General features: G+C 58.5%; 11 protein-coding genes. 7 read left to right on the top strand and 4 right to left on the bottom strand.

All coding sequences use genetic code 11. The features are described 5' to 3' along the window. Positions 1-4: 4 nt before the first annotated feature. Complete coding sequence (locus MHZ89_RS13370) at positions 5-1,213, bottom strand: zinc-dependent alcohol dehydrogenase (RefSeq protein ID WP_311783382.1); 1,209 nt, start codon at positions 1,211-1,213, stop codon at positions 5-7. Between the two features lie 341 nt (positions 1,214-1,554). Between MHZ89_RS13370 and fdhF the strand changes: the two genes are divergently transcribed. The 4 genes from fdhF to MHZ89_RS13350 are packed head-to-tail and all read left to right on the top strand — an operon-like array spanning position 1,555 to position 7,316. Then, positions 1,555-4,527, top strand: coding sequence for a formate dehydrogenase subunit alpha (gene fdhF / locus MHZ89_RS13365; protein WP_311783381.1), 2,973 nt, complete (start codon positions 1,555-1,557; stop codon positions 4,525-4,527). Beyond that, positions 4,527-5,015 (top strand): DUF1641 domain-containing protein, encoded by a 489-nt coding sequence (locus MHZ89_RS13360; protein WP_120456056.1) that lies wholly within the window; start codon positions 4,527-4,529, stop codon positions 5,013-5,015. The genes fdhF and MHZ89_RS13360 overlap by 1 nt, the downstream gene beginning before the upstream one ends. Continuing rightward, the gene (locus MHZ89_RS13355; protein ID WP_311783380.1) at positions 5,008-6,375 is read left to right on the top strand and encodes a cytochrome ubiquinol oxidase subunit I; all 1,368 of its coding nucleotides are present in this window, start codon (positions 5,008-5,010) and stop codon (positions 6,373-6,375) included. Before MHZ89_RS13360 ends, MHZ89_RS13355 begins: the two co-directional genes overlap by 8 nt. Then, positions 6,372-7,316, top strand: a complete 945-nt coding sequence (locus tag MHZ89_RS13350; RefSeq protein WP_311783379.1) for a cytochrome d ubiquinol oxidase subunit II — start codon at positions 6,372-6,374, stop codon at positions 7,314-7,316. Before MHZ89_RS13355 ends, MHZ89_RS13350 begins: the two co-directional genes overlap by 4 nt. Here the strand turns inward: MHZ89_RS13350 and clcA are convergent. Next, positions 7,313-8,710, bottom strand: a complete 1,398-nt coding sequence (gene clcA, locus MHZ89_RS13345; protein WP_409373270.1) for a H(+)/Cl(-) exchange transporter ClcA — start codon at positions 8,708-8,710, stop codon at positions 7,313-7,315. The genes MHZ89_RS13350 and clcA overlap by 4 nt on opposite strands. Before the next feature lie 97 nt (positions 8,711-8,807). Next, entirely contained in the window at positions 8,808-9,485 is a 678-nt protein-coding gene (locus MHZ89_RS13340; RefSeq protein ID WP_311783377.1) for an SOS response-associated peptidase family protein, read from the bottom strand. Positions 9,486-9,794: 309 nt separating this feature from the next. Here MHZ89_RS13340 and MHZ89_RS13335 point away from each other — a divergent pair, with 309 nt between their 5' ends. Further along, entirely contained in the window at positions 9,795-9,968 is a 174-nt protein-coding gene (locus MHZ89_RS13335; protein ID WP_311783376.1) for a hypothetical protein, read from the top strand. A gap of 30 nt (positions 9,969-9,998) precedes the next feature. Continuing rightward, complete coding sequence (locus tag MHZ89_RS13330; protein WP_311783375.1) at positions 9,999-10,346, top strand: hypothetical protein; 348 nt, start codon at positions 9,999-10,001, stop codon at positions 10,344-10,346. Positions 10,347-10,384: 38 nt separating this feature from the next. Here MHZ89_RS13330 and MHZ89_RS13325 read toward each other — a convergent pair whose 3' ends face one another. Next, a complete protein-coding gene (locus MHZ89_RS13325) occupies positions 10,385-11,578 on the bottom strand; it encodes a zinc-dependent alcohol dehydrogenase (protein WP_120456067.1) in 1,194 nt (397 codons plus the stop codon). Between the two features lie 288 nt (positions 11,579-11,866). Between MHZ89_RS13325 and MHZ89_RS13320 the strand changes: the two genes are divergently transcribed. Next, on the top strand, positions 11,867-12,574 hold the full coding sequence (locus tag MHZ89_RS13320; protein ID WP_167456976.1) for a phage antirepressor KilAC domain-containing protein: 708 nt from the start codon (positions 11,867-11,869) through the stop codon (positions 12,572-12,574). Positions 12,575-12,693 lie beyond the last annotated feature (119 nt).

Raw genomic sequence — 12,693 nt, 5'->3', positions numbered from 1 at the left:
CTGCTCAGGTCTCCAGTTCCACTTTTACCCAGCCCGGCTCGCGCTTGTCGAAAGCCTTGTAGGCCTCAATGACATTCTCAATCGGTTCCTCGTTGGTCAGCACTTTGGTGGGATCGATTGCGCCGGTACGCGTCAGTTCCAGCAGATAAGGGATATGGGTGTGGTGGTTGCAGTTGCCCATTTTGATGGTGAGATTTTTGTTCATCGCCTTGCCGATGGGGAAGGTCTCAGCGGTCGGCGGATAGACGCCGATGATGCTCAGACGACCCGCTTTTTTCAATCCGGCGATCGCCCACTCCAGCGCCTGCGTCGGCGCATCGCCGGGGATCCAGTTGTCGTGTTGCGGATGAGTTTCAGGCGCGACCTGCGCAACCTCCTGCGCGAATTTATCCGCTTTCTCCTCCGCCTCGGCGCTGGCCGGGCCGTGATGGGCATGCTGGCTGTCAACGCCAACAGCGTCAATGGCGCAGTCCGCGCCGGTGCCGCCGGTCAGCTTTTTAATCACCTCCACCGGATCTTCACGCTCGAAGTTTACCGGGAAAGCGCCCTGGCGGCGCGCCATCGCCAGCCGGTCTTCATGGCTGTCTACCGCAATCACCCGCGCCGCGCCCATCAGCAGCGCACTGGCGATGGCGAACTGGCCGACCGGCCCGCAGCCGAACACCACTACAATATCGCCGCGGGTGATATCAGCCAGTTCGGCGCCAAACCAGGCGGTAGGGAAAATATCGCTGATTAAAATGGCCTGCTCATCCGTTACGCCGTCGGGGATTTTAACCAGCGTATTAGCGGCGAAGGGGATACGCGCCTTTTCAGCCTGAAGCCCGTTTACCGGGCCGGTCGCTTTGGGGCCGCCAAAAAAGCAGGTCCCTGCCTCTGGGCCATTAGGGTTGGCGTTATCACACTGGGCGGTATGGCCAGCGCGGCAGGGCGGGCAAACGCCGCAGGATACGGTGGAGCAGACCACCACCCGATCCCCCTGGCTGAAGTTACGCACCTCGTCGCCAACCTGCTCCACGATGCCGACCGCCTCATGCCCCAGAATGGTGCCGGGCTGCATATCGCTAAAGGTGCCACGAATAAAATGCAAATCCGTTCCGCAAATCGCCGAGGCGGTAATTCGAATAACGGCATCGCCCGGTTGTTCAATTTGCGGATCGGGAACGTTATCTAACTGGATATTTCCCACGCCATGCCAGACTAATGCTTTCATTATTTACCTCTGCCTCTTGAGTGTCGTTTGCTGGAAACCTGTCGGACTAAAAAGTATAGAAAGCGTCAGAAATCCTGCCTGCTGGAAAATAAACGCAGCGGTTAGCAATGATTAACACTTTTTGGGATCTCTCTCTTAAATAATTTTATCTGGTTGAAAGTTAATATCTTTTTATGGGTTGGCTTCAGCGCAACGCTAAGGTTTTAATCATGCGGAACCTTATAAACGAAGCCGTTTTATTGCAGGCCATATAATTGCCGCTAAGCTGAAGACATAACTTTACATAACAATCAAAGCACGCTGGCAAGATGCCAATTGCAATGTCGATAACGAGGCGTTAAATGTCAGAGAAAACCTGTACCATTATTTATAATGGCGAACCCCTGGTAGGCGCCGTTAATCAGCCCTTAATCGACTTTCTCACCGAGCGGGGAAAAAAACTGCCTCACGTCTGTTACCACCCGGCGCTGCAGCCGCTGGAAAGCTGCGATGTCTGCTGGGTGGAGGCCAACGGCGAAAAGGTACGCGGCTGTACGCTGCGCACTTTTCAGGGGCTGGAAATCAACAGTGAAGGGGAATGGCCGCGCGCCGCGCAGCAGGAAGGGATGGATCGCATCCTTAACCGGCATGAGCTTTACTGCACAGTTTGCGAACACAACACCGGCGACTGTACGCTGCATAACACCGTCGCGGATATGCATATCCCAATCCAGTACTACCCCTACCAGCGCAAACCCACCAGCAAAGACCACTCCAATCCGTTCTATACCTACGATCCCGACCAGTGCATTCTGTGCGGGCGTTGCGTAGAGGCCTGTCAGAACGTTGAAGTCAATGAAACGCTCAGCATCGATTACACCCAGGAGCATCCCCGCGTGCTGTGGGACGGCGGCACGCAGATTGCGGGATCGAGCTGCGTCAGCTGCGGTCACTGCGTCACGGTCTGCCCCTGTAACGCGCTGCTGGAGAAAACCATGCAGCCCGACGCTGGCCCTTTTACCTCGATGGATGAGGATCTGAAGCGTCCGATGATCGATTTCGTCAAGTCGCTGGAGAACAGCATCGGCATGGAGCCGATTACCGGCATTTCGCTGATCGACGACGCGCTGCGCCAGGCGGAGATTAAACGCACCAAAACGGTTTGCACCTATTGCGGCGTGGGTTGCAGTTTCGAAATCTGGACGCGCGATCGCCATATCCTGAAGGTGCAGCCGGTAGCAGAAGCGCCCGCCAATGGCATTTCCACCTGCGTGAAAGGCAAGTTCGGCTGGGATTTCGTCAACAGCCCGGAGCGCCTGACCACGCCGCTGATCCGTGAAAACGGCCGTTTCCGCCCAGCCAGCTGGGACGAAGCGCTGGATCGCGTGGCGCAGGGGCTGCGCGACGTGGCGCGCCAGTATGGCGGTGACGCCATCGGTTTTATCGGCTCCAGCAAGGCCAGCAACGAAGAAGCCTATCTTTCTCAAAAAATTGCTCGCCTGATCTTTGGCACTAACAACGTCGATAACTCATCGCGCTACTGCCAGAACCCGGCAACCGAAGGGCTGTTCCGCACCGTAGGCTACGGCGGCGATGCAGGCACCATTCGCGATTTGCAAAAAACCGATCTGATTATCACCGTCGGCAGCAACCTGGCGGAGAACCATCCGGTTATCGCCTCGCATATTAAGCAGAGCCATAAGCATCGCGGGCAGAAGCTGCTGGTGGTGGATCCACGCCGACACGAAATGGCGGAGCGCGCCGACCAGTTCCTGCGCATCAAGCCCGGCACCGATATGGTGTGGGCGTCCGCCATGGCAAAATATATGTTCGACCACGGCTACGCTGACGAGGCGTTTCTGGCGGAACGTGTCAACCAGGTGGAGGAGTACCGCGCCTCGCTGGAACCCTTTACCCTGGCGTTTGCCAGCGAGATGACCGGCCTGAGCGTAGAAGAGCTTACCGCTGCGGCGGAGATGATCGGTCAGGCGGAGAGCGTTTGCCTGCTGTGGGCGATGGGCATTACCCAGCACAGCCACGGCGCGGACGCCAGTACGGCGCTCTCTAACCTGCTGCTGGTGACCGGCAACTACGGGCGTCCGGGCACCGGCGGCTATCCGATGCGCGGCCATAACAACGTGCAGGGCGCAAGCGACTTCGGCTGCCTCAGCAACGTCTATCCCGGCTATGAAAAAGTCTCCGATCCCGCGATACGCGAAAAATGGGCGCGTGCCTGGGGCGTCGCGCCGGAGGCGCTCTCTGACCAGCCCGGTGCCGATAACTTTATGATGGTGCAGCATGCGCATGAGGGAAAACTGCGCGCTATGTATATCACCGGCGAAGAGACGGCCTTTTCCGACGCGGACTCCACAAAAGTGCATGAAGCCTTCAGCCGCCTCGACTTTATGGTGGTGCAGGATATTTTTATGAGCCGCACCGCCGAGTTCGCCGATGTGGTGTTGCCGGGTTGTCCGAGCGTGGAGAAAGAGGGCACCTTCGTCAATACTGAACGCCGCATCCAGCACTTCTCGCCGGCGATGCCACCGCTGGGCGACAGCCGCCCGGACTGGCAGATCTTCACCGATCTGGCCGCGCGTCTGGGCCATCACTGGAACTATCCCAACCCTGGCGCGATCATGGCGGAAGCGGCAGGCATCGCGGAAATTTTCGCGGGCGTCAGCTATGAACGGCTGGTGGGCTGGCAGTCGCAAATCTGGCCGGTCAAGCCTGATGGCGAGAGCACGCCGCTGCTCTACACCGACAAATTCAAGTTCCCGGACGGCAAGGCACGCCTCTACCCGCTGAGCTGGCAGCCGCCGATGGAAGAGGCGGACGCGGAATACGATCTGATGCTGGATAACGGCCGCATGCTGGAGCACTTCCAGTCTACCAATCAGACCGGCAGAGGCGGCCGCATGATGTCGCTGTCGCCTAACTGGTTTGTGGAGATTTCGCCGCAGCTGGCGCAGGCGCGCGGCCTGAAAGAGGGTGAATGGGTCGCGCTTAAGTCCAGACGCGGAACGGTAGAGGTGCCGGTTGTGGTCACCGATCGCGTAGCGGGTAACGTGCTGTTTATTCCTATTCACCACGGCAAACCTGGCGTCAACGGCCTGACCGGTGAACATCACGATCCCGACGTCAACACCCCGGCTTATAAAGAGATCGCCGTCAGCATGACGAAGCTGACGCGTACCCCGCAGCCGAATCCTATTCCACGACATAATTTCCGCCACGGCCAGCGCACGCCACTGGATCATCTGCCCGTTGAGCAGAAGTGGCAGCAGGAAGGCTATCTTCAGCCGCCTGAACATGTAGAACACCCGGAGAAATTCTGATGGCCGAACGACTTTCCTATTCCGTACCGCCGACGCGCACCGAGAAAACGGCTCAGGAAGCGATGGATGAGCTGGTGGAAAACCTGCATAAGCATGGTTTTCTGCGCCTGGCTAACGACGCGATCAAAGCCAATAACGATATCGGCAAAATTCTGGTTTCCGGGCTAAACCGGCCGGGCACGCAGAGCGCGATTCAAAACCTTTCGCTGATAATGATGACGCTGAGCACCATTCCGCCGGAGCGGCTTAACCATATTCTGCTGGCGGTACGCGACGCGGCGATGGCGATGAAGCCCGCCAGCGACGAGACGCAGCAGCAGTCCCACGCCGCGCCGGGCATTCGCGGCGTGCTGCATCTGCTGAATGATGAAAAATTGTGGCAGGGATTGCGGCCGTTGTTCGCTGCGCTGGAGGCGTTCTCAGCAGGTATGCAGCGCGAGGAGGAGAAGCCGATCACCCGCTATAGCGGAAAGCCGAGCAATGAGTAACGCCGAGTGGGTGCTGCTGCTGTCGCGCGGCCAGTTCGCGCTCACAATGGGAATGCACATTACCCTGGCTGCGCTGACGCTCGGGCTGTCGCCCTTTTTGCTCTGGTTTGAGGCGCGCTGGCTGTGGGGAAAGCAGCCGGGCGCGCGTGAGGCGCTGCACTTCTGGCTAAAGGTCTTTGCGCTGACGGTAGCGGTCGGCGCGGTGTCCGGCGTGGTGATGGAGGTGCAGTTCGGCACCCACTGGTCAGGACTGTCGCAAAAAGTCGGCGGCGTGATTGGCCCACTGCTGTTCTATGAAGTACTGGTGGCGTTTTTCCTCGAATCGGGACTGACTGGCGTAATGCTGTTCGGCATGGGAAAAATCAGGCCGGGCCTGCACTTTATCGTTACCTGCTTTGTGACCCTCGGCGCGCTGCTGAGCGCCTTCTGGATCCTGGCCGCCAACTCCTGGCTACAGACGCCGACCGGCTTTACGCGCGACGAGAGCGGGCGGTTTTTGCCAGATAGCTGGGCGATGGTGCTCTCTGCGCCTTCGTTCCCTTTTCGCTTCAGCCATATGCTGCTGGCATCCCTGATCGCGGTAGCCTTTATGATAGCGGGCGTCGCCGCGCGCCGTTTGTTGCTTAACGTGCAGGAGCAGGCGGCGCGCCGGATGCTGACTGCCGCGCTGTCCTTTACGCTGGTCGCGGTGCCATTACAAATTGTCGTCGGCGATCTTCACGGCGAGAATACGCTGGCGCATCAGCCTGCCAAGCTGGCGGCGATCGAAGGCAGCTGGCATCAGCCTGCGGCTAACGACGGTGAGCCGCTGCGGCTGTTCGCCTGGCCCGATCAGCAGGCGCAGCGCAACCGGCTGGAGCTGGCGATCCCTGATATCGCTTCGCTCTATCTGCGGCATAACCTCTCCGGCCATATCAAAAGCCTGAGCGAATTCGATCCCCAGACGATACCGCCGGTTGTGCCGGTCTTTTTCGCCTTTCGCCTGATGGTAGGGCTGGGCGTGGTGATGCTGCTCGCCAGCATTGTGGCAAACGTACAGCACTGGCGCGGTCGGCTGACCCGTTCGCGTCGCTTGTTGAACATGCTGGTATGGCTGTCGCCAGCGGGCTTTATCGCTATGCTGGCCGGCTGGCTGGTGACGGAAATCGGCCGTCAGCCCTGGACGGTCTATGGCATGTTGCGCACCGCGGACAGTATTTCACCGCTGTCGCTCTCGACGACCGTAGTGATACTCGCCGCTATTATCGTGATTTACGCTCTCAGTTTTGCGCTGGGGCTACGCTATCTGCTGCGGCTGATCTCTTCACCGCTGCAGCCGAAGGGTGACGTTGTCACGCAGGAGATCAGGACTTCGCCATGACTATCGCTGACTTCGCTGCGCTGGCGCTGCTGCTTTCCATGCTGATCTATGTGCTGCTCGACGGCACCGATCTCGGCGTTGGCATACTCTTTCTCTGGTTTCGCGAAGAGTCGCAGCGTAAGCGCATGGTGGACAGCATTCTGCCCATCTGGGACGCCAACGAGACCTGGCTGGTGCTGCTGGCGGGCGGCATGTTTGCGCTCTTTCCGGCGGTTTACAGCCTGCTGTTCAACACGCTGTGCGGGCCGGTTTTCGCAATGGTGCTGGCGCTGTTTCTGCGCGGGCTGGCGCTGGAGTATCGGGCGCAGGCGCAGGAAGCCTTTCGCCACTGGCTGGATCGGCTGATGTGCGCCAGTTCGGCGCTGGCGGCCTTTCTTCAGGGCTGGTGTGCAGGCGTGGTGTTTGGCGCAGAGCCGCACAGCGGGCTGGAGATCGGCTTTTCGCTGACGCCGCTGCTGTGCGGCCTGGGGCTGGTGGTGATCTATGTATTGCTCGGCTGCTGCTGGATCCGCTGGCGCATCGGCGAGGATGTCGAGGAGAAGGCCAGCCCGCTGGCCTGGCTGTGCTGGGTGCTTTCGCTGGTGCTGTTTTTGTCGGTGATGCTGCTTAACCATGATATCTGGATAACGGCCTGGCAGCGCTGGCCCGGCAAGATCGCCGTCGCGCTGATTTTACTTTTATGGCTGGCCCAGCTGGGAGCGCTGTGGCGCGGGCGGGCGACCTGGCAACTGGCGCTGACGCTGGGCCTGATTGCCGCGGTGTTCGCAGGCGTCGCCTGCGGTTTTTATCCCTGGCTCATCCCCTGGCAGCATGATCTGCACCACAGCGCCGCTCCGGCGGCAACGCAACTTTTTGTGCTGGTCGGTACCGCCATTATCATGCCGCTGACGCTGCTCTATCACAGCTGGGCTTTTTGGGTGTTTCGCGGCAGGGTGCGCTAGGCCTTGCCGCTCTCCGCCTGCTGGCGCGCCAGGGTTCGCGCCAGGATAGAGGAGTAGAGCGGTTTGCCGCCAAGAAACTGCGCCAGCAGCGTCGCGCCCAGTCCGGTAACGATCATTGGCAGGATCAGCTGATAGTTATCGGTCATCTCCAGCACCAGCACGATGCCGGTCAGCGGCGCGCGCACCGAGGCGGCGAGCAGCGCGCCCATGCCGGCAATAGCAAAGGTGGCGGGTTGCAGATGGTAGAGCGGAAAGATGTCCGCCATCAGCACGCCGAAGGCGGTGCCCAGTACGGTGCCGAGCGCCAGCATCGGCGCGAAAATACCGCCCGGCGCGCCAGAGCTGAAGCAGAGCAGCGTAGTTAACAGTCTCACCGCAAAAATGACCAGCAGCACGCCGAGCGTATAGTGTCCGCCCGTCGCCAGCGGAATAAGTTCGAATCCACCGCCGGTGCCTGGCGCGAACCACAGCGCCAGCAGACCACAGCCGCCGCCCAGCAGGCCGCCCGTCGCGACCGCGCGCCAGATGCGTCCGGCATAGAGGCGCGTAAAGGTATCCTGAAAGAAAAAAATCAGCCGGTTAAGCAGTACGCCCACCATGCCGAACAGCATACCCAGCACCAGATAAAGCCAGAGCGTCTCAACCGGCGCGTCCGCCAGTTTCCCTACGGAGATAACCGGATGCGCGCCGTTGAACAGGCGAAACACAATGCTCGCCATAATCACGCCGGTAAAGACCGCTTTGATTGAGATAAGGTTGTAGCGAAACTGCGGACGCATCTCTTCAATAATAAAGAGTATGCCCGCCAGCGGCGCGTTAAACGCCGCCGCCAGCCCGGCCGCCGCGCCGGTCGCCAGCAGGGAGTGGCGTGCTTCGTCGCTGCGAATGCGCAGCATATCGAGCACCATGCGGCCGATATTGCCGCCAAGCTGCACCGTCGGCCCTTCGCGCCCCAGCACCATACCCGCGCCGAGCGTCCCCATCCCGCCGAAAAACTTCACCGGGATGACGCGCCACCAGCGCACCGGACGCAGCTCTTCCAGCGCGCCTTCGATTTCGGGAATACCGGAGCCTGCGGCTTCCGGAGCGAAACGGCGGACGAGAAAATAGCCCACCATTGCCAGCAGCGCGGAGAGCGAGAACGCCAGCACCCAGAGCGTCCAGCCGGAGTGCAGCGCCGGAGCGGCCAGCGACATACGCCAGTGCTGCACCCAGCTGACCGCTTTGGCGAACGCGCTGCCGACCAGACCGACGATAACGCCGACCAGCGCGGCGGAAATAAGCACCGCGACAGGGGTTTTATCGCGATTGAGCAACGCCCGGAACATGCGATTGCGTGCCGGGATCGACTGGGGAACATTAACTGAGGAGTGTGCTTCGTTGTTCACAATCATTCACTGCTGCGAAAAAAAGGGGGCTTAAGTGTACTGCAATCCCCTTTTTCCGTCCCGCGTTGAGATCATCAGATTCTTAACGAAGCGTGACAAGGGACTATTCCGCTTCCGCCGTCTCCTCAATCATCTCCTCGCCCTGATTATGGATATTCCCCACCTTTTTCGTCACCGGATGCCAGCGAAACGCCTTCTCCGGCAGCGCCGCTTCTTCAGCGAGCTGCTGCGCACGCTCCGGAGAGGTTTCCTCGCTCAGCCACTCTTCTACCGCATCGGGGCGCAGCACCAGCGGGCGGCGGTCGTGAATATCCACCATGCCTTTGTTGCTGGCGGCGGTTATGATGACAAAGCCTTCATGGCCGTGATCTTTATCGAAGGGCGCTTTGCCAATGGCGGCAAAGAAGAGCGGCTCTTGCTGCTGGTGATAGATAAAATAGGGCTGCTTACGGTCACCCTCTTTTTTCCATTCAAACCAGCCGTCGGCCGGCACCACCGCGCGACCATGGTTCCACAGCGGTTTGAACATGCGCCCGGTCGGCGCGGTTTCGCTGCGCGCATTGATCAGCGGCTGCTTATGCCACCATTCCGGGCCATAGCCCCAGAAAACCGGATCGAGATGGAGATGCTCGTCGCGCATATTAAGCAACAGCACGCGGGTGCCTGGCGCGACGTTATAGCGTGCAACAGGTTCGGGATCGTAAATCAGTTCGTCGTCCTCAATGCCGAGCGCGTCAAAATAGTCGTTCCGGCTGCGATACTGCGCAAAGCGTCCACACATAGTCCTTACCTCCGCTGTTAAGCATAGCTGTAACTCCGGCCGCGTTTTAATTCCTGATGAAAAGTATCAGGTTTAGCCGTGATGGATAAAAGCCTGGTCGTAAACTTCATTAATGGCGACAAGTTAAAACATTCAGTAAAACGATGTCGTAAAAATAAGCTGTTTCACGATTTACCCTTTATTTGTGATGCGATCGGCTGTTAAGCGAAGCGCAGGGGAAGCGTCTGAAATCTATTTATCTTCTTTACCAGGAATTACCCCTGAAAAGTGACTATCCTTCTATTAAATAAATGACTTTCAGGAGGGAAGATGAAGTTTTTCTATTTCGTTTCGCTAATCGCCGCTGCGGGTTATCTGCTGGCTTTTCTGCCCAAACTTCGTACCAAACGTGAACCTGTCGCTTATTGGGGATGCTGGGCTTACCTGGCCGCGAACGGCATTTACTGGGCGATCTATGCGCTGCGTTATTATTTCCATTTTTAACAGCAGAAATAGTCTGCCGCAGGAGAAGAGATGTCTGAAAATAAACGTGACCTGATGCCTTACTTACTTTATTACTGCCAGTCTCGCCTGCTGGTGGAAAATATTGACGGCCATGTGGTCGATATCGGCGGCGCGGAGCAGGTTGGCGGTAAGCTTCGCTGGCAGCTTGACGGTAAGGATGCGAAGGGCACCACAGAGAATGAGGCTGAAGAAATGCTGGAAGATGTTGCGCAGCATCTGAGCTTCCTGTTTGTTGACGGGCAGTTCACCAGCCTGCCGGATGTGCGCGGCGAGTATGGCGACCGTCTGGATAATGCGCCGTCGCGCGAGATTTCGCTGTCGGAGCTAAACGACAGCGATGAAGGTATCGTGCGTTAAGTGCCGCCAGGCTGCCAGTGGCAGCCTGGACGACCTGCTTAGCTGGCGGCGCGCTGCGACGCCATGCCCGGCACCAGAATGACCTTGCGGCAATCATCCTTACGCTTTTCAAAGATCTCATAACCGTGTGCCGCGTCTTCAAGCGGCATATGGTGCGTAACAATCTCTTCCGGCGTCAGCAGACCCTGTTCAATCAGCGACAGCAGGCGCGGCAGATAGGCCTGCACGTGCGTTTGCCCCATCTTGAAGGTCAGCCCTTTGTCAAAGGCGTCGCCAAACATAAAGCCATGGATAAAGCCGGCGTAGACGCCCGGCACGCTTACCACGCCGCCGCGCCTGACCGCAGCGATACACTGGCGCAAGGCTTTGCCGCTGCTGCCTTCCAGCTTCAGATTGCTTAGCACCGTTTCGGTCAGGCTGCCTTTGGCTTCAAAGCCGACCGCATCGATCACCGCATCAACGCCGCGATGATTTTTGGTGTGCTCAATAATCCACGCTGCCGGATCGTCGATATCGTCAAAGTTGATGGGCGTGACGCCGTAACGCTGACGGGCAAACTCCAGCCGGTAATTGTTATGGTCGATCATAAAAATTTCTTCCGCGCCGACCAGACGCGCGCAGGCCGCGCTCAGCAGCCCGACCGGGCCGGCGCCGAAAATCGCGACGCTGGAGCCTTTGTCCAGTCCGGCGTTCTGCACCGCCTGCCAGGCGGTCGGCAAAATGTCGGAAAGAAACAGCACTTTGTCATCCGGCAGCGCCAGCGGCACTTTAAACGGGCCAACGTTGGCTTTCGGCACCCGCACATACTCCGCCTGACCACCAGGCACGCCGCCGTAAAGATTGCTGAAGCCGAACAGCGCCGCTGGCGGCGTAATGTTCTTTTTATTCAGGATGGCGCCGCGACCGCTGTTGGTGGTTTCGCAGGCGGCATACTGATGCAGATGGCAGTAAAAACAGTCGCCGCAGGCAATAACGAAAGGCACGACGACGCGATCGCCAACGGCGACGCTGGTCACTGCCGCGCCCGCCTCAACCACTTCGCCCATAAATTCATGGCCGAATATATCGCCATGATCGGTGCCGGGAATTTTGCCGCGATAGAGGTGCAGATCAGAGCCGCAAATCGCTGTGGCCGTAACGCGTAAAATAATATCGTCTGGCTCCTGCAGGACAGGATCGGGAACGGTTTCAACGCGAACCTGGTGTGGACCATGATAGGTCAATGCTCTCATAACAACGTCCTTTCTTGATGAATGTGTCGGTCGCCATGACGCAACACGTAATTCCACGCCAGCGGCGCACGCTTCCCCGATATTGCAGGTACGCCTGGCGTGGCAGGCGGGGATGTTTTAAGCCTGGCCGCAGATACGGGTTAAGCAAGCGCGGCGGCTGTTGCGCAATCAGGCGAGACGGCGAACCGTTAGAAAAACGCTTAAAAAAAATACTGGATATAACAACAGTATCCTGTATACTTATTCAACAGCCCGAACGGCTGGGTACGTTTGCATGAGGTGACGCTGATGATGTTCTCTACTGAAAATCTTTCTGCTCTCAACGCTTCTGTCCTGATGAGCAGCCGTGAAATCGCCAGACTGACAGGCATCACACACGGCGAAGTAAAACGTTTGATCAAAAGCCTGGAAACCGCGCAGCGGCTTTCACAGCCGGTGACGATCAACCTTTACGAGCATGAAGGAGAGATGCGTCAGGAGTTTTGCCTGAACAAGCGCGACTCGCTGTTAGCCGTGGCGCGCCTGTCACCTGGCTTTACCGCCGATCTGCTGGACAAATGGCAGGAGCGCGAAAAAGTGGCGCATCTGCCTGACTTTACCAATCCTGCTGAGGCCGCACGCGCCTGGGCGGAGCAGTTTGAGCAGCGCCGCGCCGCTGAAGAGCAGCTGGCGCTTTCAGCCCCAAAGGCGGAATTTTTTGATCGTTTTGTCGAGGTGACCGATTCGCTCGGCTTTCGCCAGCTGTGCAAAATGCTGAAGGTAAAAGAGCCGGAGTTTCGCCAGTTCCTGCTGGAGCGCAACATCATGTACCGCGACAAAGGCACGCTGACGCCGCAGCACCACCATATGCAGGCGGGTTACTTTACGCTGCGCTCAGGCGTCGGGGAAAACCAGCATGCGTTTTCTCAGGCGCGCTTTACCGCGAAAGGGGTGAAATGGGTCGCCAGCCTGTGGGCGGGACATATCGCCACGCAGCCTAAAGGCGTTGCCGCTTGATCGTTATCGCTGTAAACATAAAAACCGGTCGCTGACCGGTTTTTTTATGCCTGGCCGCCAGCGGCGCGCATTCCACTACCAATAAACCCTGCTTTCTTGCCGATGGTAAAAGTGTGAGC

The sequence above is a fragment of the Pantoea sp. ACRSB genome (assembly GCF_022346905.1).
GTDB lineage: Bacteria > Pseudomonadota > Gammaproteobacteria > Enterobacterales > Enterobacteriaceae > Pantoea > Pantoea piersonii.
Note: the sequence above shows the minus strand (reverse complement) of the source record. Positions and strands in the feature narration are given on the sequence as shown.